The sequence below is a fragment of the Duganella zoogloeoides genome (genome assembly GCF_034479515.1).
GTDB lineage: Bacteria > Pseudomonadota > Gammaproteobacteria > Burkholderiales > Burkholderiaceae_D > Rugamonas > Rugamonas zoogloeoides.
Genome location: NZ_CP140152.1, coordinates 6297778 through 6321842 on the forward strand (window position 1 = coordinate 6297778; position 24065 = coordinate 6321842).

At 61.0% G+C, this 24065-nt stretch carries 18 protein-coding genes, 2 tRNA genes and 3 rRNA genes; 9 read left to right on the plus strand and 14 right to left on the minus strand.

Features of this window, described 5'->3' with window-relative positions; translation table 11 throughout:
* Nucleotides 1–31 precede the first annotated feature (31 nt).
* Complete coding sequence (locus SR858_RS27580) at nt 32–238, plus strand: hypothetical protein (protein WP_026637772.1); 207 nt, start codon at nt 32–34, stop codon at nt 236–238.
* Here the strand turns inward: SR858_RS27580 and SR858_RS27585 are convergent.
* Both SR858_RS27585 and SR858_RS27590 read right to left on the minus strand, forming a co-directional pair.
* A complete protein-coding gene (locus SR858_RS27585) occupies nt 228–869 on the minus strand; it encodes an Hpt domain-containing protein (RefSeq protein ID WP_019924493.1) in 642 nt (213 codons plus the stop codon). The two genes, SR858_RS27580 and SR858_RS27585, sit on opposite strands and share 11 nt — an antisense overlap.
* A gap of 1 nt (nt 870) precedes the next feature.
* A complete protein-coding gene (locus SR858_RS27590) occupies nt 871–1866 on the minus strand; it encodes a CAP domain-containing protein (RefSeq protein ID WP_019924492.1) in 996 nt (331 codons plus the stop codon).
* A 213-nt stretch (nt 1867–2079) separates the two neighbouring features.
* On the opposite strand from SR858_RS27590, the gene pssA reads away from it, so the two are divergent.
* On the plus strand, nt 2080–2847 hold the full coding sequence (pssA, locus tag SR858_RS27595; RefSeq protein ID WP_019924491.1) for a CDP-diacylglycerol--serine O-phosphatidyltransferase: 768 nt from the start codon (nt 2080–2082) through the stop codon (nt 2845–2847).
* Nucleotides 2848–2877: 30 nt separating this feature from the next.
* Here the strand turns inward: pssA and SR858_RS27600 are convergent, their stop codons facing one another.
* From SR858_RS27600 to SR858_RS27645, 10 genes are all read right to left on the minus strand, one after another.
* Nucleotides 2878–3786: an aldo/keto reductase gene (locus SR858_RS27600; protein ID WP_019924490.1), complete on the minus strand. Its 909-nt coding sequence runs from the start codon at nt 3784–3786 to the stop codon at nt 2878–2880.
* Nucleotides 3787–3850: 64 nt separating this feature from the next.
* Nucleotides 3851–4996 (minus strand): D-alanyl-D-alanine carboxypeptidase family protein, encoded by a 1146-nt coding sequence (locus tag SR858_RS27605; protein WP_019924489.1) that lies wholly within the window; start codon nt 4994–4996, stop codon nt 3851–3853.
* A 48-nt stretch (nt 4997–5044) separates the two neighbouring features.
* Nucleotides 5045–5707, minus strand: a complete 663-nt coding sequence (locus tag SR858_RS27610; RefSeq protein WP_019924488.1) for an alpha/beta hydrolase — start codon at nt 5705–5707, stop codon at nt 5045–5047.
* A 14-nt stretch (nt 5708–5721) separates the two neighbouring features.
* Entirely contained in the window at nt 5722–6039 is a 318-nt protein-coding gene (locus SR858_RS27615) for a (2Fe-2S) ferredoxin domain-containing protein (RefSeq protein WP_019924487.1), read from the minus strand.
* 28 nt (nt 6040–6067) lie between these two features.
* Nucleotides 6068–7264: a VanZ family protein gene (locus SR858_RS27620; RefSeq protein ID WP_019924486.1), complete on the minus strand. Its 1197-nt coding sequence runs from the start codon at nt 7262–7264 to the stop codon at nt 6068–6070.
* 287 nt (nt 7265–7551) lie between these two features.
* On the minus strand, nt 7552–8154 hold the full coding sequence (locus SR858_RS27625) for an ABC-type transport auxiliary lipoprotein family protein (protein ID WP_019924485.1): 603 nt from the start codon (nt 8152–8154) through the stop codon (nt 7552–7554).
* 12 nt (nt 8155–8166) lie between these two features.
* Complete coding sequence (locus SR858_RS27630; protein ID WP_019924484.1) at nt 8167–9105, minus strand: MlaD family protein; 939 nt, start codon at nt 9103–9105, stop codon at nt 8167–8169.
* Nucleotides 9105–9947: an ABC transporter ATP-binding protein gene (locus SR858_RS27635; protein ID WP_019924483.1), complete on the minus strand. Its 843-nt coding sequence runs from the start codon at nt 9945–9947 to the stop codon at nt 9105–9107. Before SR858_RS27635 ends, SR858_RS27630 begins: the two co-directional genes overlap by 1 nt.
* Nucleotides 9947–11074: an MlaE family ABC transporter permease gene (locus SR858_RS27640; RefSeq protein WP_026637770.1), complete on the minus strand. Its 1128-nt coding sequence runs from the start codon at nt 11072–11074 to the stop codon at nt 9947–9949. Before SR858_RS27640 ends, SR858_RS27635 begins: the two co-directional genes overlap by 1 nt.
* 126 nt (nt 11075–11200) lie before the next feature.
* Entirely contained in the window at nt 11201–12673 is a 1473-nt protein-coding gene (locus SR858_RS27645; protein WP_019924481.1) for a B12-binding domain-containing radical SAM protein, read from the minus strand.
* Between the two features lie 401 nt (nt 12674–13074).
* Between SR858_RS27645 and SR858_RS27650 the strand changes: the two genes are divergently transcribed.
* The 5 genes from SR858_RS27650 (at nt 13075) to rrf (ending at nt 18223) form a co-directional block, all read left to right on the plus strand.
* Nucleotides 13075–14605: ribosomal RNA gene (locus tag SR858_RS27650) — 16S ribosomal RNA — on the plus strand.
* Between the two features lie 79 nt (nt 14606–14684).
* Nucleotides 14685–14761 (plus strand) — tRNA-Ile (locus SR858_RS27655).
* A 30-nt stretch (nt 14762–14791) separates the two neighbouring features.
* Nucleotides 14792–14867: transfer RNA gene (locus SR858_RS27660), tRNA-Ala, on the plus strand.
* 222 nt (nt 14868–15089) lie between these two features.
* Nucleotides 15090–17962 (plus strand): 23S ribosomal RNA (locus tag SR858_RS27665).
* Nucleotides 17963–18110: 148 nt separating this feature from the next.
* Nucleotides 18111–18223: ribosomal RNA gene (rrf, locus tag SR858_RS27670) — 5S ribosomal RNA — on the plus strand.
* The 16S, 23S and 5S rRNA genes sit together here with 2 tRNA genes alongside, the layout of an rRNA operon.
* 72 nt (nt 18224–18295) lie before the next feature.
* Here rrf and SR858_RS27675 read toward each other — a convergent pair.
* Entirely contained in the window at nt 18296–20389 is a 2094-nt protein-coding gene (locus tag SR858_RS27675) for a sensor histidine kinase (protein WP_026637866.1), read from the minus strand.
* A 1-nt stretch (nt 20390) separates the two neighbouring features.
* Nucleotides 20391–21089, minus strand: a complete 699-nt coding sequence (locus tag SR858_RS27680; RefSeq protein WP_019924967.1) for a response regulator transcription factor — start codon at nt 21087–21089, stop codon at nt 20391–20393.
* 196 nt (nt 21090–21285) lie between these two features.
* On the opposite strand from SR858_RS27680, the gene SR858_RS27685 reads away from it, so the two are divergent.
* Both SR858_RS27685 and SR858_RS27690 read left to right on the plus strand, forming a co-directional pair.
* Nucleotides 21286–22488, plus strand: coding sequence for an SPFH domain-containing protein (locus SR858_RS27685; RefSeq protein ID WP_019924966.1), 1203 nt, complete (start codon nt 21286–21288; stop codon nt 22486–22488).
* A 2-nt stretch (nt 22489–22490) separates the two neighbouring features.
* Nucleotides 22491–24005 (plus strand): SH3 domain-containing protein, encoded by a 1515-nt coding sequence (locus SR858_RS27690; protein ID WP_019924965.1) that lies wholly within the window; start codon nt 22491–22493, stop codon nt 24003–24005.
* The last annotated feature ends 60 nt before the right edge of the window (nt 24006–24065 follow it).

Here is a 24065-nt window from a genome sequence, read left to right on the forward strand (position 1 = left end):
TAGCCTGAGCACTGCCTGATTGGGAGGGATCGTGGAACCGACACAAGATAGCGTACCGGACGACGGCATGGGTGCCAGCGCCACCGCGTCAGCGCCTCAAACAGCGTTGCGTACTCGGCAAGCTTTGCCGCCCAAGGGCGCGTGCTGGTATTGCGACCGGCCGCTCGACAATGTGCGCCGCTTCTGCGACAAGGAATGCGCCGACGCCTTCGATGAAGAAAAGGAATTTACGCGCTGAGCTTGCCCTTTGCTCCTTCCAGCACCGCCAGCGCCCCTTCGAAATCGAACTGGTGCGCCGCTTCCGTCACCTCCTGAAATACTTCCACCCCCAGCCCGGCCGCCAGCACACTGGCCGAGCGCTCCAGTACGTCAATGGCGGCGCCGTCGCCTTCCTCCAGCAGCCGCGCCAGGTGTTGCACCAGCATGCCGGTTTCGGGCGGGCCGCCGGCAGTCGTAGCGCTCGCCGCCGCCATCGCAGGCGCAGCAGGCGGCACCGACGCGCCAGTCTGCGCCGCTTCCAGTTCCGCATCGATGGCCGCCATCAGCGCGCGCAACGCCTGTTCCAGTTGCACCAGCGGACCGATGCATTGCGTGGGCGGGCCGGCGAACAGCGGTTCAAGCGCCATCGACAGCAGGTAAAGTTGTTGCGCACCGATCATGCCGGCCGCGCCCTTGAGGGTGTGGACGGTGCGCTGGGCCGAGACGGCGTCGCCGCCGAGCAACTCGGTGCGGGCTTGCTCGGCGCTGTCCTGGTAGCGTTGGCGGAACCGGCGCAGGATTTGCCGGTACAGGTCGTGGTCACCCATCAGTTGCTGCAGGCCGGTCTCGACCTCCAGTACCGTGACTGCGGGAAGGTTGGTGGTTGGCATATCAGCGGGTGGTAAAAGACCAGTCCTGCGCCACCGCCACGCCGTGTACCGCGCCCCGGAAGCTGACATCATAGGTCGTATTGCCGCGTAGCACAGTGAGCGGCACGATGGCAGCTACCGTGCTACCGGTGGCTGCATCGCTGGCGTGGCTGAGCAGGCGGGTGGTCAGCGCCGCACCGCCGCGCGGGGCCACGGTAAAGCTCTGCACGGTCAGGTCGCCAGAACGTCCACTGTCGGCATGGACGCTGATCGGATAGCCGACCTCGTTCTGGTCGGGCACGGGATCAGGCTCTTCCCGGTCGCTGAAGAAATTGGTGGGCACGGCGGTCTGGCCGGCAACCGGATAGACGGCGATCTTGCCCGCACCCAAACCCGAGCCCAGGCCATTGTTAGCGGCCACGTCAGCTGTGAAATACGTGTAAGTACCGTTGGCGGTCACCGCGCCGGTACCGATTTCCTTGAATACAGGCTCGAAGATCACAAAGCGGTGATAAATGGCCGCAATCAGTTCGTCCGCGTGATAGTGGCCCGAGGTATTGCTGGCTGCCGAGATGACTTCGCCAATAGCCCAGCGACCGCCGAGCGTGTAGCCGGCCGCCGCCAGGCGGTTGGTGAGCTTGATGCCGGTAAAGCCGGGCTGGCCAGTGGCCTGGTCGTGCGAGATGGTGTTATTAAGGCGCAGGTATTGCGAATGTCCGAGTGCCGCTGTGTCGATGGTGGTATTACGCGTCAGCGCGGACAGTCCCAGCATTGCGCGCCGGTAGTTGAACCAGTTGAAGCCGTCGGTAGCGGTATTGCCCGTGAGCGCAGGGGCGTTGGAGGGGATCGTGGGCGTGGTCGGGGTGCCGGTCTGTTCGGGCGGGGCGGTCACGACCGCGCCGGGGGCGCTGCTCTCGCCACCGCCACCACCACCGCAGCCGGCCAGCAGGGCGGCAATCACGGCTGCCGCCAGCAGGGCGGGGGATGCAGACAACGACGGGCGGCGGATGGTACGCATGGCTTCTACTCCTGAAGTAGGTCCGTTCGATGCGGACCTTGACCGCCGATTCTATGCCAGATTTCCTGTGCGAAGCACGCGATTTGCGCGGGCAGTAAACACCAGGCTGCGTGCCGGGTGCCGGACCTGGTAGCGACAATGGTAAGCTTGCGCCTGACCCGCCGCTTGCCGGCATTTTCGGATTGCCAGTTGAAACCTACCAATCAAGCGCGCATGCGCCGCGCCAAATTTGCCCTGCCCAGCATGGTGACCCTGATGTCGATCGCCTGCGGCTTCGGCAGCATCGTCATCTCCGTCGATAACGCCCTGGTGGGCGACCCGTCCGATTACTGGCTGGCAGCCGTGCTGCTGGTGCTGGCCGGTGTGTTCGACGCGCTCGACGGTTTCGTGGCGCGCGCCACCAATACCCAGTCCGAGTTCGGCATGCAACTCGACTCGATCGCCGACGTGATGAACTTCGGCTGCGCGCCGGGGCTGTTGCTGTACTGCTACGGCTTCGTGCACGTGGGCCTGGACTCGGAAACCCTGCTGCGCGCGGGCGGCATCGCCAGCTTCTTCTTTGTCGCGTGCGGGGCCTTGCGGCTGGCGCGCTTCAATGTCAGCGTGGGCCGTACCGATCCGCGCTATTTCGTCGGCATGCCGATCACCGCCGGCGCCGCCTGTGTGGCGGCCGTGGTGGTGGCCTGGCCCGAGCGGCCGACAACCATTCTGCACGCTGCCGGGATCGTGGCGTTGCTGTTCGTGGTGGGCAGTCTGATGGTGTCCACGGTGCGCTTTCCGAGCTCGAAGCAGAAAATGAGCGCGGGCCTGGTCGTGGCGTTGCTGATCAACGTGGGCTTGCTGGTGTGGTTGAAGGCCAGTTATTTCGTGCTGTTCTTCCTGGTGTACATCGTCGGCACACTGGCGCTCAACCTGGCGTGGCGCACCGGCTGGACCGGTATCGCGCCGCCGGTCATCTACCAGGACGAGGACGTGCTGTAGGCCTCGATAACCTGCGGCGCGTCCCTGAACTCAAGCGACCTCGTGCCCGCGCGCGGCACGCAGGATCTCGAACCACTGCGTGCGTGACAGGCTGAACTGCGTGGCCTGCACCGCTTCGGCGATGGCGGCAATGCGGCTTGATCCGGTCAGGCCGATCGGGCGGCTTGGCAGCTGCATGATCCACGCGAACACCACGCTGGAAAACGGCTGTTGCAGCGCGTCGGCCACTTCGGCGATCTTGGCGCGCACGCGCTGTGCGGCCGGCTCGTCGCTGCTGAACAGGCGCCCGCCGGCCAATGGCGACCAGATCATCGGCGCCACGCCCAGGTCTTGCAGGCCGTCGAAGGTCTCGTCGAACATCGGCGCCAGGCACAACGGCGAAAACTCGACCTGGTTGGTGGCCAGCGCAATGCGGCGGTTGAGCGACTCGAACTGGTGGCGGCTGAAGTTGGATACGCCAAAATGCCTGACCTTGCCATCCTGGCGCAGCCGCGCAAACGCGCCGGCGATCTCATCAAAATCCATCAGCGGGTCGGGGCGGTGGATCAGCAGCAGGTCGAGGTGGTCGGTGCCCAGCTGGCGCAGCGAGTGCTCGGCCGAAGCGATGATGTGGCTGGCGCTGGTGTCATAGTGCTGGATGGTGTGATCCGGGCGCGCCGGGCTGATCAGCTTGATGCCGCACTTGCTCACCAGTTGCATCTGGTCGCGCAGGGAGGGTTTGATGGCCAGCGCTGCACCGAAGGTGGCCTCGACCTCGTAGCCGCCGTAGATGTCGGCGTGGTCGAAGCTGGTTACGCCCAGTTCCAGGCATTGTTCGATCAGGGTCAGGCGCTGTTGCGGCGACATGCCCCATTCATTCATGCGCCACATGCCGGCCACGATGCGCGACAGGGACAGGCCGTTGGGGCTGGTGGTGATGGCAGGACAGGTGTGGCTCATAAAGTCTTTCCAATAGATGCATAAAAAAGCCCGCTTGCGCGGGCTGTACGGTGCTAAGCGACGATTACTTCATCCACAGGCGGATCGAATCCCAGGCACGGCCGAAGATCGATGCTTCTTCCACGGTTTCCAGCGCGACCACCGGCAAGTCCAGCAGCGGCTTGCCATCGACCATCATCTTCAGCGAACCGACGCGGCTGTTCTGCGCCAGCGGAGCGACCAGCGGGTCTTTGCGCTCGAGCACAGGCTTGAGCTTGGCCGCGACGCCCTTCGGCACGGTGACCAGCACGTCGTTGGTAAAGCCGATCTTGACTTCGCTCTTCGAGCCTTTCCAGATTTCCGGCGTGGCAATCGCCTGGCCTTTCGAGTACAGCTTGACGGTATCGAAGTTCTGGAAACCCCAGTTGAGCAGCTTCTGGCTCTCTTGCGTGCGGGTGGAATCGGAGTTGGTGCCCAGCACCACGGTGATCAGGCGGCGTTCGCCGGTGCCGTTCGGACGTCGCGCCGAGGCGATCATGCAGTAGCCGGCCGCTTCGGTGTGGCCGGTCTTCATGCCATCCACGGTCGGATCCAGCCACAGCAGGCGGTTGCGGTTCTGCTGGGTGATCTTGTTGTACGTAAAACTCTTGACCGAGTCGATCTTGTAGAACTCGGGGAAGTCGAGGATCACGCGCTTGGCCAGCACCGACAGGTCTTGCGCGGTGGAGTAATTGTCCGGGCTAGGCAGGCCGTGCGGGTTGGCGAAGCGGGTGGACTTGAGGCCCATGCGCTCGGCTTCCTTGTTCATCATCACCACGAAAGCGGACTCGTCGCCAGCGACCGCTTCGGCCAGCGCCACGGCCGCGTCGTTACCCGATTGAATCATCAAACCGTGCAGCAGGTCGCTGATGCTGACCGGCGTGGCCGGATCGATGAACATCTTGGAGCTGCTCGAATCGACCTTCCAGGCACGGGTGGACACGTTGACCATCTGGTTCAGCGTGACCTTCTTGTCGCGCAGCGCGCCAAAGACCACGTACGCGGTCATGATCTTGGTGAGCGACGCGGGTTCGATGCGCAGGTTGGGGTCCTGCGAGGCGATGATCTGGCCGCTGGTGGCGTCCAGCAACAGCCACGATTTGGCGGCGATGGTCGGTGGCGGCAGGGTTTGGGCCACAGCGGCGGACAGCATCAGCACACTGGTGGCCAGTGCCGCGATAAATTTTTTCATGGGCGTGTTCGGTGTAGAGTTAAAAAAAGCAGCGGACATTATAAAAGCTTAGTCCGCCGTGGTTCCGTCCGTTTCCAAGTCGGCAACATCGCCAGGGCGGCGCCACAGCTGGGTGACCCAGCCCTTGATATGGTGCAGCTTGCGGTGGAAGAAATGGTCGGCGCCGGGTATCACCAGCACCGGGATGTCTTGCGGACGCACCCATTCCAGCACGTCCACCAGCGGGATCGTGTCGTCGTTTTCGCCGTGGATCAGGATGGTGTCTGCCGGGATGTCGGCCATCTGCCATTTCTTGGCGGCGGCGCCGACCAGCACCAGGCGCTCGGCCGGCGTGCCGGCAGCGGCCAGGCGCTGGGCCAGGTGCGACTGCACATAGGTGCCGAATGAAAAGCCGGACAAGGCGACTGGCAGGCCGGGGAATTTTTCCACCATCCAGCCGTGCACCTGCGCCATGTCGTCGGTTTCGCCCTGGCCGTGATCGTGTACGCCTTCTGACTTGCCCACGCCGCGGAAGTTAATCCGCGCCACCACGTAGCCGAGCTTGACGAAGGTACGCATCAGCGTGACGGCGACCTTGTTGTCCATGGTGCCGCCGAACAGCGGGTGCGGGTGAGCCACCAGGGCGATGCCGCGCGGCGTGCCTTCCGGGTGGTCGAGTACGCCTTCGATGTTGCCGGCGGCGCCGGCCAGGGTGAATTTTTCTACGGTCATGGTGTATTCGGTAATCAGATTTTCAGACGGTCGACGACCTTGCCGCCCACGATGTGGCTGTCGATGATTTCATCGATGTCTTCCTTGTCCACGTAGGTGTACCAGGTGCCTTCGGGATAGACCACCAGCACCGGGCCTTCTTCGCAACGATCGAGGCAGCCAGCCTGGTTGATGCGCACTTTGCCGTGGCCGTTGATGCCCAGTTCCTTGCAGCGTTTCTTGGCGTGCTTTTGCGCGACTTCGGCGCCGTGATCGCCGCAACTGTTGCGGCCGTCATCGCGCTTGTTCATGCAGAAAAAAACGTGGTGCTTGAAATATGGCGTGTCGCTCATGGCTGTATCTCGGGTTGGGCATAATCCTCTATGATACCCGCCCTTGGCCGGCGGCGTTGAGCTTATGGGACGGCAGCCACAGGAACCAGATCGCAAAGAACGGCCACAGCAGGCTGAGGAATTGCGCTGCGCCATTGAAGTTCAGGAACTTGCCTTGCACCCAGGTTTGCAAAGTCGCCACGAAGTAAGGGTTGGCCGGCGTGGTGTTGATGATCACCAGGGCCAGCAGCAGTGTAATCACCGCCACCCGCCGCTGCGCCGCGTGCGGTGCGAAGCCCAGGCCGGCCAGCATGATGGCGCCGATCAAAAAGCCCCCTTCGGCGCCGGGTGTCATCCACACGAACGCATTCTCGGGCGCGAACAGCAGCGCCGACGCCAGCGCCTTGACCAGGATCGCGCTGGCGATCATGGCCGCGACCAGCAGCGCCCGCGGCGACGGCTTGCGCAGCAGGCACAGCAGCGTCAATGATGCGCCCACCATGCCGCAGGCAGTAATGATGGTTTCCGAGAGCCAGTACTGTTCCACCGTGAGCACCACGTCCGGACGGATATAGCTGGCCAGGTCGATCTCGGCATCGGCTGCCCACGACAGCCAGTCCGACAGGATCGGCAGGATCTGGCCCAGGCCGAACAGGAAGTTTTGCGGATAGATCTGCGCCAGCGGCCACAGGGCCAGCAGCACCAGGCCCTGGCTGGCGTGCGGCGCGAACCACGCCTGGCGCAGGCGCTGCAACTGGCTGCGGTCGAGCAGGCGGCGCACGGTCAGCACGCCGATCAGCGCGCCCACCGTGCAGCCGGCGGAGTTGGTCCAGAAGTCGAGGTTGGACGACACCCGCGTGGGCAGGAACGTCTGCACCGCCTCCATCGTGCCGGACACCAGCACCCCGGCCGTCGCGCCGATCAAGAAGGCGAAGAATTTGCGCACGTGCGGATACAGCGCGTACACCAGCAAGGTGCCAAGCGGGATGTAGCCGACCACGTTGGTAATGGCGTCGAACTTGGTCCAGTACCGTGGCATGGTATAGGTTTCGAGGAAAATCCACGGCGACAGGCCCTGGTTCTGCCAGCCGGAAAACGGGAACCAGCTGGCGTAAATGATCAGCAGCAGGTAGGCCAGGAAGGCGGCGCGGGCCAGTGGTGACGATTTGCTGGCCGGCGTGGGCAGCGGCTTTGGCGGCTTGGGGTTCTTGGCGCGCCGGCCAGGCTTGGCGCCTGGCGCTGGCAAGGCGCCTGGCGAAGCAGACGCTGCAAATGTCGCCGCTGTAGCTCCCGCCGTTTGTCCACCCGGAGCGCCTGTGGCGTCGCCTGGCCCGGCGTCTGGCAGCGCAGTCGTGGCAGCAGCGGTTGAAGCGGTCGCAGGGGTGGCAGAAGGGACCGCCGTAACCGGGGCATCGGCTGGCAGCGCTGCGGTCGCAGTCGCTGCCGCAGCCAGATCCGAAGTGCCCGCGCCAGCGGCCACTGGATTTGGCGGCAATTCAGGCGCGGGCGCTGGCGCCGGCGGTCTCTCGGCCATTATTTGGGCGCCGGCAGGGTTGCCAGCCAGGCCAGCACATCGCCCGACAGCGCGTCGGCGGCGTCGGCCAGCGCGCGGGCGCCACCGGCGGCATCCGCCGTGGGGGCCGGTACGCTGCGGGTAAAGCTTTTTTGATCCACCAGCTTGTGGGCCGAGAACACCGACGCGCGCAGCGTGATGGTGCCGTTGCTGGCGGTGGCGCTGTCGAAGTTATGGGCGAAGTCGTCGAGCTCCGTGCGCAGCAGCATGGCGCCGGCTGCCGCATCGGTGGTGGACAGCACTTTTACGCCAGCCTGGGCGATGCGCGCCTTCAGGCGCTGCGTCATCAGCTGCAATGGCGTGGCGGTCCACTGGTTGTAGGCGTAGGGCCGCTGCTGGCGCGCATCGGCGTACAGCAGGCGGTAATGCATGCGCTCCGAATCGAGCGCCGCCGGTCCGGTCATATCGGCCACGATGATCGGTGCGATGCTGCCGGCGGTGATAGTCGCCGCTTGCGGCAGCGGGCCGAAGTCGAAGTGGGACTGGGTGGGGCCCTTGCTGGCGCAGGCGCCCAGCAGGACAGCCAGGGCGGCAATGGCAAAACGGTTGCGCAGGTTGGTCATGGCGGGTGATCCTTATTTGGCCGGGGCGACAAATCCATCTTCACCTGGCCCGGGCGGAATGCCGGGCGCGCCGAAGATCAGGCTTTGCGGACGATCGTTAATCTTGTTCATGGTGCGGCGCACGGCGCGCATCGAGGCGCGGGTGTCGTCCGACAGCGAATTGACCTGCGGCAGCGTGTCCATCTCCAGGCCGCCCGCCACCGACTCCACAGACGTGGTGATGCGCTCGACCGAATCGCTCACGCGCTGGATCGGCCCATCGGGCGCCTGCAGGCTGGTACTGAGGCGATTGAGGTCGGTGGCCAGCGCGTTGAACGAGTCGAGCGTGCTTTGCGCGTGATTGGCCAGCGCCGGCAGCTTGGCAATCGTCGGTTCCAGCTTTTCGGGCAGGTCGCGGTACTTGTTGGCGGTGGTGCTCACGTCGGCAAAGGCGGCCAGCATGATCTTCTGGTTCTCGGGGCTGAGCAGGGTGTTCAGGCGGCGCGTGACTTCCTCGGTCTGGGTGAGGATTTCGCGGCCGCGCTTTTCCACCTGGTCGAGGAAGCCCTGGCGCAGCGGAATGCGGGCCGGGTGGTCGGTATTGGTGGCCAGCAGCGGCGAGCCGGTTTTTTCGTCGTCGAGCGAGATGAAGGCGATGCCGGTCACACCCTGGTAGCCCAGCGTGGCAAACGTGGTGCGGGTGATCGGTGCATCGGTATTGATGTTGAGGGTAACCAGGATCTGGCCGGCCATCTGCGGATCAAAGGCGATGCTGCCCACTTTACCGACTTCGAGGCCGCGATAGCGCACCGGCGCCTGCGGGTTCAGTCCCGGCACCGCCTGGGTGGTGGCGATCACGTAGGGCACGCGCTCCACGCGGTCCTGGTTGAACCAGATGCCGAACAAAATGGCCGCGATCAGCAAGGTGATCGTAAAAAAGCCGGTGGTCAGTGCATGCGATCGGTTTTCCATCAGTGCTCCTTGTTGGTCTTTTCATCGAGTGCTTCCAGCGCGCGGCGTCCGCGGTCGCCAAGGAAGAACTCCTTGATGAAGGGGTGATCGACCTTGAGCAGGTCCTGGAGCGGGCCCAGGGCGATCACGTGTTTTTCAGCCAGTACGGCAATCCGGGTGGACAGTGCGAACAGCGTGTCCAGGTCGTGCGTGACCATTACCACCGTCAGTCCCAGCTCGCGGTGCAGCGACTTGATCAGCGCCACGAATGCTTCGGACAGGTCGGGGTCGAGGCCGGCCGTGGGTTCGTCGAGGAACAGCAGCTTCGGTTCCAGGGCCAGCGCGCGCGCCAGCGCCACCCGTTTCACCATGCCGCCCGACAGGTCGGACGGCATCTTGTTGGCCTGTTCCGGGCCCAGGCCCACCATATTCATTTTCAGCAGCACGGCATCGCGCACCAGGTCTTCGGGCAGCACTTTCAGTTCGCGCATGGGCTGGGCGATGTTCTCGAACACCGTCAACGCCGAGTACAGCGCACCCTGCTGGAACAACATGCCCCAGTGGTTGCGCAACTGCTGCAGCTGCTCGGCGTTGATTTCGCTGATATCTTCGCCGAAAACCTTCACGCACCCGCGCGCGGGACGTTCCAGCCCCAGCATCTGGCGCAGCAGCGTGGTCTTGCCGGTGCCGGACCCGCCGACGATGGACATGATCTCGCCCTGTTCGATTTCCAGGTTGAGGTCCTGGTGCACCACGGTGCGGCCGTACTTGGTCCACAGGCCGTTGATGTCCACAATCGGCACGCTGCCGTCGAGCGTCAGTTCGCCGGTGCCGGGGCCACAGCTGTTGTCATCTTCAGTCATCAGAACCCCACGCCGGAGAAGACGATCGCAAACACGGCGTCGGCCAGGATCACGGCGGTGATCGCGGTGACCACCGAGGTGGTGGTGCCGCGCCCGAGGCTCTCGGTATTGGGCTTGATGCGCAGGCCGAAGTGGCACGACACCAGCGCGATCAGCACGCCGAACACCACGCCCTTGCCGATGCCGATCATGTAGTTGGCCAGCGGGACCGCCTCCGGCAGTTTCAGCAGGAAGTACTGCGGCGACAGGTTCAGCTCCACCTTGGCCGAGATCATGCCGCCGATCAGCGCCACGGTATCGGTCCAGATCACCAGCAGCGGCATCGCAATCGCGAGCGCCAGCACCTTGGGCATGATCAGGCGGAAGCCGTGCGAAATGCCCATCACCAGCATGGCGTCGAGTTCTTCGGTCACGCGCATCACGCCCAGCTGGGCGGTGATCGAGGAGCCGGACCGGCCCGCGACCAGGATTGCTGCCAGCAGCGGCCCGAGCTCGCGGATGATGCTCATGCCCAGCAGGTTGACCAGGTAGATGTCGCCGCCGAAGTTACGCAGCTGCTGCGCCGAGAGGAACGAGAACACCACTCCGATCAAAAAGCCCACCAGCGCCGTGATGCCGAGCGCCTGGAAGCCGGCATGGAAGATATTGGCCGAGATTTCCTTCCACGGCCCGCGCTGCGGCGCGCGGATAAAACGCCCGATATCGAGCGTGAGTTGGCCGATCAGGCGGATGAACGCCGTCATGTGCTCGAAGAACAGCATCACCGCGAAACCGAGCTTCATTACCAGCGTCAGGCGGTGCTGGCGCGTGTTGGGCAGTTCGATCTTGCCGGTGGCTTCCAGGCGGTTGAAGAATTCTTCCTGGCCCGGTGCGAGGTGCAGGTTGGCGGGACGGGTTTTGCCCCAGGCGTTCCAGAGCAGCTGGGCGCCGATGTGGTCCATGCTGTCGATGGCGCTCAGGTCCCAGCGTAACTGGTCGGCCTTGAGTGACTTGAGCATGCCCGTGATGGTGGCCATGGCCTTGCCCTGTGCCAGTGCATGAACTTGCCAGGTACCGCCCGCCGCGATGGACGGACCGTTGGCGGCACCAGGGGTGAGGGTGAGGGTAGGCTCTTGGGCAGTAGGCATATGTGCCAGTTTAAGGGACTTTCGCCCGGGCCGCCACCTGTGTTCGTCGACGCAAGCGTGCGCCAGCCAGCCCAAAAGACATAGCCGAGCCCCGCACTGCCACCCTCCGGGTTGCGGGGCGGCGGATCAAGCAGCCAGCCTGCGCGCCTGCCGCTTGGGCGCTGGCGTCTCGACGACCTTGGTCTTGGGGCCGGCGTAATCACTGGCCAGCAGCGCATCGGCCTCCGCCTTGTCCATGCCGCGCTCCTGCAAGTACTTGCCCACCATCGCCACCAGCCGTTCGAGCGCAATCCGGTGGGTAGCATCGGTATTAGCGTACAACCAGTCCGAAAACGCCATGAAGTGCTCGAAGGCCGTATCGCCCAGCAGCACCGGCAGCGTATTGGTAAAGCGCCCCGAGTTGGCCACGAGGTCCCAGTAGCGGGCAAAACGCACCAGCCGCTGCATGGTGGCAAAGTCGATATCGCGGTTGGCCAGGATGGTGTAAGGCGCATACGGATCGAACACCAGTCCGTATTCCTGGGTGTGACGGATGATCGGCGTGCCGCGCAGACGTTTCAAAATGCCGAACTGGATCTCGTGCGGATTGAGCGCCCACAGTTTATTAAAGCCTTCGGCGAAGCTCTCGACCGTTTCGCCGGGCAGGCCGGCGATCAGGTCCACGTGCATGTGCGCGTGCGACTGTTCGGTGAGCCAGCGGATATTGTCGGCCGCCTTCTGGTTGTCCTGCTTGCGGCTCACCAGCGTCTGCACCGCCGGGTTGAAGCTCTGGATGCCGATCTCGAACTGCAGCGCGCCGTGCGGGAACTTGCTGATGCCTTCCTTGAGGGCGTCGGGCAGGTGGTCGGGCACCAGCTCGAAGTGGGCGTACACCGGATCGTCGGGGTTGGCCTCCAGCTTATCGAGGAAGAACTGCATGATCTTCAGACTGGTCTTGATATTCAGGTTGAAGGTGCGGTCGACGAACTTGAACAGGCGGGCGCCGCGTGCATGGAGCGACTCCATCTCGGCCAGGAACGCATCGAGCGCGAACGGCCAGGCCGTCTTGTCCAGCGCGGACAGGCAAAACTCGCACTTGAACGGGCAGCCGCGCGAGGCCTCGACATACAAGGTGCGGTTCTTGATGTCGTCGTCCGTATATAAAGAGTAGGGCAGCTTGATGTCGGCCATCGGCGGCTGCACGCCCGCATGGGTTTTCATCAATGGCTTGGGGCCGTTGAGGATCTCGCCGCACAGCTTGGGGAAGGTGACGTCGCCCCAGCCGGTGATCAGGTAGTCCGAAATCTTGACGATCTCCTGCTCGTTCGATTCGTACGACACCTCTGGGCCACCGAGCACCACGATAACGTGCGGCGCAACGCGCTTGAGCATGGCGATAACCTTGGTGCTTTCTTCGACGTTCCATATATAGATACCGAAGCCGACGATCTTGGGCGAGTACGCCAGGATGCGTTCGACGATCTCGGTGGTCTTGGCGCCGATGACGAATTCCTGCAAGCGCGTTTGCTCCTGCAGCTCGCCCATATTTGCCAGCAGGTAGCGCAAACCGAGGGAGGCGTGGGTGTAGCGGGCGTTGAGGGTGGTGAGCAGGATGGACATGGGCGCGGCGAAATCGGATAAACCGTTATTTTACCCTTGTCAGCCCCTACGGCCTTTGCTATGATTCGCCCCCTCGCAGAACAACACATGTAAATGTTAAGTGAAGCGAGAAAAAAAGAAGGTTGACGAAACAAGCTAAACGCTTCATACTCTTTCTTCTTCGCGGCAGACAAAACGATCGCAGCGAAGTGCAACACCGAATAAGTTCTTTAAAAATTAACAGTCGATAAGTGTGGACGTTTGATGACAGTGCACACGGAGCTAGTCCGTGATACTTAAATTATCAAATGTTCACAAGAAGTAATGAAATAGGCGCTATGAAAATAGTGGCCTGTCAGTATTTTGAGTGAGCGACCCCTTAGCAATAAGGGTGACACGAAAGTGTCAAATAAACAGAGATTAAACTGAAGAGTTTGATCCTGGCTCAGATTGAACGCTGGCGGCATGCCTTACACATGCAAGTCGAACGGCAGCGCGGGGCAACCTGGCGGCGAGTGGCGAACGGGTGAGTAATATATCGGAACGTACCCTGGAGTGGGGGATAACGTAGCGAAAGTTACGCTAATACCGCATACGATCTAAGGATGAAAGTGGGGGATTCGCAAGAACCTCATGCTCCTGGAGCGGCCGATATCTGATTAGCTAGTTGGTAGGGTAAAAGCCTACCAAGGCATCGATCAGTAGCTGGTCTGAGAGGACGACCAGCCACACTGGAACTGAGACACGGTCCAGACTCCTACGGGAGGCAGCAGTGGGGAATTTTGGACAATGGGCGCAAGCCTGATCCAGCAATGCCGCGTGAGTGAAGAAGGCCTTCGGGTTGTAAAGCTCTTTTGTCAGGGAAGAAACGGGTTTTTCTAATACAGAGATCTAATGACGGTACCTGAAGAATAAGCACCGGCTAACTACGTGCCAGCAGCCGCGGTAATACGTAGGGTGCAAGCGTTAATCGGAATTACTGGGCGTAAAGCGTGCGCAGGCGGTTTTGTAAGACTGTCGTGAAATCCCCGGGCTCAACCTGGGAATGGCGATGGTGACTGCAAGGCTAGAGTTTGGCAGAGGGGGGTAGAATTCCACGTGTAGCAGTGAAATGCGTAGATATGTGGAGGAACACCGATGGCGAAGGCAGCCCCCTGGGTCAAAACTGACGCTCATGCACGAAAGCGTGGGGAGCAAACAGGATTAGATACCCTGGTAGTCCACGCCCTAAACGATGTCTACTAGTTGTCGGGTTTTAATTAACTTGGTAACGCAGCTAACGCGTGAAGTAGACCGCCTGGGGAGTACGGTCGCAAGATTAAAACTCAAAGGAATTGACGGGGACCCGCACAAGCGGTGGATGATGTGGATTAATTCGATGCAACGCGAAAAACCTTACCTACCCTTGACATGGCAGAAATCCTCGAGAGATTGAGGAGTGCTCGAAAGAGAATCTGCACACAGGTGCTGCATGGCTGTCGTCAGCTCGTGTCGTGAGATGTTGGGTTAAGTCCCGCAACGAGCGCAACCCTTGTCATTAGTTGCTACGAAAGAGCACTCTAATGAGACTGCCGGTGACAAACCGGAGGAAGGTGGGGATGACGTCAAGTCCTCATGGCCCTTATGGGTAGGGCTTCACACGTCATACAATGGTACATACAGAGGGCCGCCAACCCGCGAGGGGGAGCTAATCCCAGAAAGTGTATCGTAGTCCGGATTGTAGTCTGCAACTCGACTGCATGAAGTTGGAATCGCTAGTAATCGCGGATCAGCATGTCGCGGTGAATACGTTCCCGGGTCTTGTACACACCGCCCGTCACACCATGGGAGCGGGTTTTACCAGAAGTAGGTAGCTTAACCGTAAGGAGGGCGCTTACCACGGTAGGATTCGTGACTGGGGTGAAGTCGTAACAAGGTAGCCGTATCGGAAGGTGCGGCTGGATCACCTCCTTTCTAGAGTAGCACTGAGTTAGCAATAACTCGCCATCAAGCGTTCACACTTATCGACTGTCAATCAAGAAGAACAGCATTTGGGGCTGTAGCTCAGCTGGTTAGAGCACCGTGTTGATAACGCGGGGGTCGTTGGTTCGAGTCCAACCAGCCCTACCAGTTAAGCGCAAAACCTTGTAGTAAATCTCAGGGGGATTAGCTCAGCTGGGAGAGCACCTGCTTTGCAAGCAGGGGGTCGTCGGTTCGATCCCGTCATCCTCCACCAAGAGTTCAAACGTAAATCAAAAGCGATTTAGGTTTGGTCTTTTAGAGACCAAGTGCTGTATGTTCTTTAACAATCTGGAAGAAGTAAGTAGATTTTTATGTGTCGTGTTACGGTAAAACGTAATGCGATGGGTAATGATTGTATGTATCAACAAACGCAACAACGTAGTACTTCTTATTCCTATAAACGCTCCTTGTTTAGTCGCAGGGGCTAACGTTATAGGGACAAGTGAATAAGTGCACATGGTGGATGCCTTGGCGATTACAGGCGATGAAGGACGTAGTAGCTTGCGATAAGCTGCGGGGAGCTAGCAAACAAGCTTTGATCCGCAGATTTCCGAATGGGGAAACCCGGCCTTTTAGGTCATTGCAACCTGAATACATAGGGTTGCAAAGCGAACGCGGCGAACTGAAACATCTAAGTAGCTGCAGGAAAATAAATCAACCGAGATTCCCAAAGTAGTGGCGAGCGAAATGGGAAGAGCCTGTACGTGATAGTCGATTGAATAGTGGAACGCTCTGGAAATGGCGGCCATAGCGGGTGATAGCCCCGTACACGAAATTCAAACGGTGGTACTAAGCGTACGACAAGTAGGGCGGGACACGAGAAATCCTGTCTGAATATGGGGGGACCATCCTCCAAGGCTAAATACTCGTAATCGACCGATAGTGAACCAGTACCGTGAGGGAAAGGCGAAAAGAACCCCGGGAGGGGAGTGAAATAGATCCTGAAACCGTGTGCATACAAACAGTAGGAGCGGACTTGTTCCGTGACTGCGTACCTTTTGTATAATGGGTCAGCGACTTACATTCAGTGGCAAGGTTAACCATATAGGGAAGCCGTAGAGAAATCGAGTCCGAACAGGGCGATAGTCGCTGGGTGTAGACCCGAAACCAAGTGATCTACTCATGGCCAGGATGAAGGTGCGGTAACACGCACTGGAGGTCCGAACCCACTAATGTTGAAAAATTAGGGGATGAGCTGTGGGTAGGGGTGAAAGGCTAAACAAACTTGGAAATAGCTGGTTCTCTCCGAAAACTATTTAGGTAGTGCCTCAAGTATCACCATCGGGGGTAGAGCACTGTTATGGCTAGGGGGTCATCGCGACTTACCAAACCATTGCAAACTCCGAATACCGATGAGTGCGAGCTTGGGAGACAGACGTCGGGTGCTAACGTCCGGCGTCAAGAGGGAAACAACCCAGACCGCCAGCTAAGGTCCCAAAGATTGGCTAAGTGGAAAACGAAGTGGGAAGGCTAAAACAGTCAGGATGTTGGCTTAGAAGCAGCCATCATTTAAAGAAAGCGTAATAGCTCACTGATCGAGTCGTCCTGCGCGGAAGATGTAACGGGGCTAAGCCAGTCACCGAAGCTGCGGATATGCGTAAGCATATGGTAGGAGAGCGTTCTGTAAGCCTGCGAAGGTGTCTTGTAAAGGATGCTGGAGGTATCAGAAGTGCGAATGCTGACATGAGTAGCGATAATGGGGGTGAAAAGCCCCCACGCCGTAAGCCCAAGGTTTCCTGTTCAACGTTCATCGGAGCAGGGTGAGTCGGCCCCTAAGGCGAGGCAGAGATGCGTAGCTGATGGGAAGCAGGTTAATATTCCTGCACCGTCGTATGATGCGATGGGGGGACGGATCGCGGAAGGTTGTCTGCCTGTTGGAATAGGCAGTTTCTGGTTCATAGAAGGTACTTAGGCAAATCCGGGTACGTAATTCAAGGGACTGGGACGAAGAGCTTCGGCTCTGTAGCAATCGGAAGTGGTTCCAAGAAAAGCCTCTAAGCTTCAGTCATACGAGACCGTACCGCAAACCGACACAGGTGGGCGAGATGAGTATTCTAAGGCGCTTGAGAGAACTCGGGAGAAGGAACTCGGCAAATTGGTACCGTAACTTCGGGAAAAGGTACGCCCCGGTAGCTTGGTCACTTTACTGTGATAGGGCGAAAGGGTTGCAATAAACTGGTGGCTGCGACTGTTTAATAAAAACACAGCACTCTGCAAACACGAAAGTGGACGTATAGGGTGTGACGCCTGCCCGGTGCTGGAAGATTAAATGATGGGGTGCAAGCTCTTGATTGAAGTCCCAGTAAACGGCGGCCGTAACTATAACGGTCCTAAGGTAGCGAAATTCCTTGTCGGGTAAGTTCCGACCTGCACGAATGGCGTAACGATGGCCACACTGTCTCCTCCCGAGACTCAGCGAAGTTGAAGTGTTTGTGATGATGCAATCTACCCGCGGCTAGACGGAAAGACCCCATGAACCTTTACTGTAGCTTTGCATTGGACTTTGAATCAATCTGTGTAGGATAGGTGGGAGGCTTTGAAGCGGGAACGCCAGTTCTCGTGGAGCCAACCTTGAAATACCACCCTGGTTCATTTGAGGTTCTAACCTTGGCCCGTTATCCGGGTCGGGGACAGTGCATGGTAGGCAGTTTGACTGGGGCGGTCTCCTCCTAAAGTGTAACGGAGGAGTTCGAAGGTACGCTAGTTACGGTCGGACATCGTGACGATAGTGCAATGGCATAAGCGTGCTTAACTGCGAGACTGACAAGTCGAGCAGGTACGAAAGTAGGACATAGTGATCCGGTGGTTCTGTATGGAAGGGCCATCGCTCAACGGATAAAAGGTACTCTGGGGATAACAGGCTGATTCCTCCCAAGAGTTCATATCGACGGGGGAGTTTGGCACCTCGATGTCGGCTCATCACATCCTGGGGCTGTAGCCGGTCCCAAGGGTATGGCTGTTCGCCATTTAAAGTGGTACGTGAGCTGGGTTTAAAACGTCGTGAGACAGTTTGGTCCCTATCTGCCGTGGGCGTTGGAAATTTGAAGGGGGCTGCTCCTAGTACGAGAGGACCGGAGTGGACGAACCTCTGGTGTACCGGTTGTCACGCCAGTGGCATTGCCGGGTAGCTAAGTTCGGAAGAGATAACCGCTGAAAGCATCTAAGCGGGAAACTTGCCTTGAGATGAGATTTCCCAGAGCCTTGAGCTCTTTGAAGGGTCGTTCGAGACCAGGACGTTGATAGGCTGGGTGTGGAAGTGCAGTAATGCATTAAGCTAACCAGTACTAATTGCCCGTACGGCTTGTCCCTATAACCTTAGCAGGTTGTAGTGAATAAGAAGTGCGTTGGAACGTTCGTTGATACAACTTCATTACCCAGGTGAGCATGACTCACCAACTACTTACCAATTCCAGATTCTGAGTAACGTTCACAAGAACGCGACTCGTACAGTTCAATGCCTGATGACCATAGCAAATCGGTCCCACCCCTTCCCATCCCGAACAGGACCGTGAAACGATTTTGCGCCGATGATAGTGCTGCAACCAGTGTGAAAGTAGGTTATCGTCAGGCTAGTTATACAGAAAAACCCCCTTCCGGTGATCCGGTTGGGGGTTTTTTGCATTTGGGCCATCGTTGTGTGTTTTATCCTGCCCGCCGCAAATTCATCACAAAACTGACGCCATGATCGACATTGTGCGCGCTAATCGTGCCGCCCATCTTCGCCATATATGTCTTCGCCACGAATAGCCCCTGTCCGCGGTTGCCGTTGGCGCCCGATTCTGCCTGGTCTGACACGCCGTATTCGAAGATTTTGCCGATCATCTCGGGTTCGATTGGAGGACTTTGATTGTGAATCGTGATGGTGGCGCCGGTGTCGCCAGCTTCCAGCGTGATCGTGATCGCACTGCCTCGTAAGCGATAACGCTCGGCATTGCGCAGCACATGCGTGACCACGTCCTCCAGCGAGTATTCGTCCGCCCGGGCCAGCAACGCGTCCGGCCCGTTGAAGTGGACCTGGTCGATGCCAATGCACGGCGCATTGTCGGCCACGTGGCACAGGAACGCGGCGACGTCGATTTCAGTGACCTGCAATTCGGACGACTGGAACGCTTCGCTGGGCGACGCGCGTCCATACAGCACGCGAATCGCCTGCTGCATGCGATTGATGTAGCGGTGGCTCTGGTCGTCCGCGCTGCCGTGCAAGAACATCAACGACTGCAACGGCGACATGATCTCGTGACCGACCGCGTGCCACATATCGCGCTCCTGCTCGGCGCGAAAATTTTCGCGCTCCACGTCTTCGCGCACGCGGCGCAGCAGGTCGTGCAGGCCGGTGGCCAGCACGCCAAGTTCGTCCTCTCCGCGCAGATCGGCCAGGTCGGCCTCGGAAAATCCGCGCGCCGTGCGTACTCGCTCGCCGACATCGTTGGCGCGCTTGATCAGCACCTTGATGCGGCGGATGATGCCAATTTCAATCACAAGCCATGCCAGCGCCAATGCCGCCAGCATGGCGCCGACGAACCACGCCAGCCGGCTTGCCACCACGCTCAGGCTTTTGCTCACGCTGCGTACATCACCTTTGAGCAGGATCTCGTAGCTGCCTGCCGGCGTGGTGATGATCTCTTTCGCAGCCAGCGGCACGTCGTAGGCATCGACCGGCAAATGGCGGATCAGCGTCGTCACCACGTGCCACGACTGTTCTTCCGGATCGACGGCGCCAACCAGTTGCGGCATGTCGGCCGCAGGCACGCTGCCATCGCGCATATCGTTTTGTGCCACGCGCCTGATTTGCAGGCTTTCTCCCGGCAGCAGCATCGGCTTCAGGTCGGCCAGCGAGAACGGCGGCGCGCTCGGCCCCTTGCCGCTGTCGAGCAGAGGTGGGCCATCGCCTGGCGCCAGGACCGCGATGCTGACATTGATGCGATGAAGATCCTCGGGCGGCCACACCGGGCGGCGTTTTTCGAATAGCCCCTCCTGCAGCACGCCAATCGGCAAGCGCAGCGAAAAGAAGGCGCTGCGTGCGCAGCGGCTGTCGTCGTCGTTGCCGGCGGGTTGATTACAGTGCGGGTTCTGCCAGATCCAGCCGCGAAAATCTTTTACCGCTGGCGCTTTGGCGCGTGCCACATCTGCCGCAGTGAAGCCGGTCAGCCGGCCGCGCATGCCGCCAAAACGCGAGCGTGGCGTTTGCGGTTCCGTACTTTCCTCGAACGGTGCGATCCACTCGTACACCTGGCCGCGCAGCGCAACCTTGACGGTGACGCGGTGGGCCTGGTCGAGCACCTGGTCGCCGCGCACGTGTGGCACCAGCAGCGCGCTGTCGAACGTGCCTGCGACATAAATAAAGCCGCCGGCCCACGGGTTGTTGCCGATGCCAACGCACAGCGAACCGTTGTCGCCGTACTGCGCCAGGCAGCCCGACATCGCCACGGCCTGCTGCACTTTTTGCAGGTCGTCGAAATCGAGTGCCGCGAATGGCAGCAGCAGCGGATGCAGCGCCGCGCCGCCGCCAGCCGCTGGATTGAGCAGCGCCAGTTGGCCGGACGGATGGCGCAAGGTGGCCGCGATCTGCTCGCGGGTTTTCTGGAAATTGATTTGATAGTTCTTGTAACTGAGCTGCTTCTCCTGCTGCAGCACCGACAGCGCCAGGCCCACTGTCGCCACCATCAGGAACACGAAGGTTGCGCGCAGCAGCAGCCGCACGCGATAGGGGACCAGGCTGAGACGGCGCCAGTTCACCTCAACGGCTTTCGGTATCGGCCCAGCGGAAGCCACGCATCGGAATGTTCTCGACGCAGGCGAAGCCGGGATCGATTTCGCGGAACGCATCGCGGATGGTGCTGACATGCTTGCGGATGTTATCGCGATTGCGCCCGCTTTTGACCACCTCGAACAGTTCATCGTACGACACCACCTGGCCGCGCCGCGCGAACAGCACCGCCAGGATGCGCTGGGCCGTCAGCGGCAGGTTGATGCGATGGCCGCGCCACATTGGCGTGCGCTGGCGCAGCGGATCCATGCTCAGTTCATCCGCGTTGGCAGACGGCAGCGGCGGCGCTTTGTCCTTCACGGCGCGCAGGATCTCGAGGAAGGTTTCGATAAAGTCGGCTTCCTCGAAGGTCGCCTTCTGCAGATAGTCCCAGGCGTCGAGCGCCTTCATGATGCTGCGGTAGATCGTGGCCGGCATGGCGGATACCACGAGCACCGGCGTTGCATGCCGCTTGTTGATGGCGTTGATGATGGCGACGCCGGCGTGGCGCTCGCGCCCCAGTTCGATATCGAGCACCACCAGGTCGTAGCGCTCGCGCGCGATGGCGGCTTCGGCGTCGTCGCGGCTGAACCATTGGTCCACTGCGATACCCGGCCGCGCGGACTCGATCCAGGCGCGCAGCTGATTGCTGGTCGGCAGATCGTCCTCGATGACGGCGACTTTGGCCATGCTGTGCTCCGCTGCTTGTCAATCCAGGAAGTATCCACGGTTTTAGCGCAAAAGTCACAGACCGGCCTGCGAGGATTTCTTCACAGGCGCGGAAGAGAGACTGCCGGTACCGGCGTTGATACTTCCGCATCGTCGGGCGCACCATGTCTGCAAGGGATAGGCCCTGAATTTCAAACATGACGAAAAGGTGAATACCATGGCAGAGCGGCTCAAGCGGATCAAGCAGATGGCACAGGCAGTACGCGACACATTGCGCGGCAGCGCCGCCGGTGCCGTATCTGCAGTTGGCGGCGTACGCCGCAACGGCGCGATGTTGCTGGCACTCTGCCTGGCCGGCGCCGCCGGCTATGGGCTGTGGACGCACCCGCCGCTGGCCAAGCTGACGCCGGGCAGCCTTGGCATCCGCACCAACCAGCTCACCGGTTCCATGGCCGTGGTGCGCGATGGGGCGGTGCTGCTGGTGCCGGGCGTGCACGGGTTGCGCCAACTCTCCCTGCTCGACCAGGTATATCGCCCGAGCCGCAGCGATCAAAAGCCGTTCCAGTCGGTGGAAGGACTGGCGCTCGGCGTGGACCTGTCGGTGCGCTACGCGCTCAACGCTGACCGTGTGGCCGCCATCGCCCGATCGCTGCCGCCCGATATCAACGGCGCCATCGTCGAACCTGCGGTGCAGGGCGTGATCTACAGGGTATTCACGCGTTATACGGTGCGCGAGATCTTTTCGTCGCGGCGCGCCGAGATCCAGCAAGCCATTGAGGCGGAACTCAAGCCCAAACTGGCGGCGGACGGCATTACGCTGCGCGGCATCACCATCGGCAAGATCACGCTGCCCGAGGAATACCAGGCAGGCATGGAAAAGCTGCTGGCCGAAGAACTGGAAACCGAAAAAATGCGCTACACGCTCGAACTCAAGGAAAAACAGGTGAAGCAAACCGCGCTGGAGGCGGATGCCGACAAGATCCGCCGCGAAAAAGCTGCCGAAGCCTCCGGCAATGAGCAGATCATCGCCGCCCGGGCACAGGAGCAGGCCATGGCGCACGTGCTGCCCTTCAAGCAGAAGCAGATCGAACAGCGGCGGCTGGAAGCGGAGGCCGACAAGACCGCGCGCATCAAGACGTCGGAGGGGAATGCCCAGGCACGCCTGATCGAAGCCACCGGTGAAGCCGATGCCCGCCGCAAGCTGGCCGACGCCGAAGCCTATCGCCAGGATACGATCGGCAAGGTGGCGGCAGCGCAGATGGAACGCGAGGGCGAACTGATTACCCGCAATCCGCTGCTGATCCAGAAAACCATGGCCGACAAGCTGTCGGACAAGGTCTCGGTCATCATCGCCCCGCCGCCGGCTAACGGCGGCTTTATCGGCGCGTCGCTGCTCGGCAGCGCCAAGGCAGGAGAATAACCATGTCCCTCATTGCCACTGCCGTCATGCTGGCGATCGTCACGCAAGACCAGGCCGCGTTGCGTGCCGCGCCCAAGGATAGTGCCTCGCAGCAGGCCGTCCTGTGGCAGGGCGATAGCCTGGAGATACGCGGCGAGAAGCAGGACTTCCTGCAAGTGTACGACCACCGCCGCGAGCGGGCCGGCTATATCCGCGCGGCGCAGGTGCGCAGAATATCGCTGGCGCCGGCGGATGCGCCGGAGCTGCTGTCGGTGGTGCGCTTCCTGCGCGATACGCCGGGCGCCGAATCGCTGGGCATCAGCTATGTCGTAGCCTATCTGAAGGCGACGCCGGCAGCGGCCATCACCGCCGAACCGTTCGACGCGCTGGGTAGCATGGCCGAACGGCTGGCACGCCGTGCTTCGTCCCGGCTGGGCAAGCAAGGGGACACGGTGATTGCCGCGCACCTGGAGGCGGTGGCCAATTATGGGGTAGGCATTCGCAGCCAGGAAGCAGAGGGGCGCATGCAGCTGTGCTACGACGGCGAAGCGTTTCGCCGCGTGCTGGCGATGCAGTCGACGCCACCGCAACGCGCCGCAGCCGCGCTGGGGCTCACGCGCACCGAGTGCGTCGATCCCGCGCTCGGCCCGGGCGCCCGCGCGGCGCTCGATACCTGGCGCGCGGAAGTGCTCGATCGCGTGGAGCTCACCGGGTTGGCGCCGCACTTGCGCAACCGCCTCCACATGCGCCGCGCGGCGGTATGGTCGTCGGTGGCATTTGCGCATGCCCGCAAGGGCGAACCCGCGCTGCAGTCGGCTCAGCGCGCCCTCGATGAACTGGGGCTGGTGGAGCCGGGGGAACTGACCGAGGACGATGCGACCGCGTTTGCCGAAGCGGGTGTGCGCGTTGGCAGCATACTGTGGGCGGCCGAGGCCAGCATCCCTGTGTCCGCCCCGGCGTTACAGGCTGTATCGGACCGCGCAACCGCCGCGATGTCGGCAGCGTCGATCGCAGCGACCAAGACACAGACACCTCTCGCGTCTTTATCACCGGCGGCGGGGCTGCGGGTCATGACGGTCGCCGGCGAACCAGGCGAAACCTGCGTGCTGCTGGTGGACGGAAAACATGATGTGCAACGCCCACTGGTTCGCCGCTGCAGTTATGGCGTAGTGTGGCAGGCATCGGCGCGGGCCAATGCGCAGGGCACGGCGCTGGCGTTGGCGGTGCAGCCAATGGAAGGCTGGCGCGAGATGTGGTTGTTCCACCAGACCAGCGCCGGCTGGCTGGTGGATGTGCTGCCGCCGGCTACGACCGAGCCGGGCGTGGGCTATGCGGAGTTTGCCGGCTGGGTGCCTGGCACGCAAAACATGCTGGTAGCACGCGAAGCGCGGATCGATGGCCGCTACAAGCGCAGTTTCGAGCTGGTAGCAATCGATACCCTGGCCACGCTGAAATCGGCCGACAAGCCGTCTTCGCTCAGCCAGTTCTATCGCTGGCAAGATCCGGCCTGGCAGCGCCAGACGGTCGCGTTGCGGTAGCGCCGAGGTGTGCTGCACGATGTCGAAAAAAAGCCTTGTCGATACTATTGTTTCTTGGCT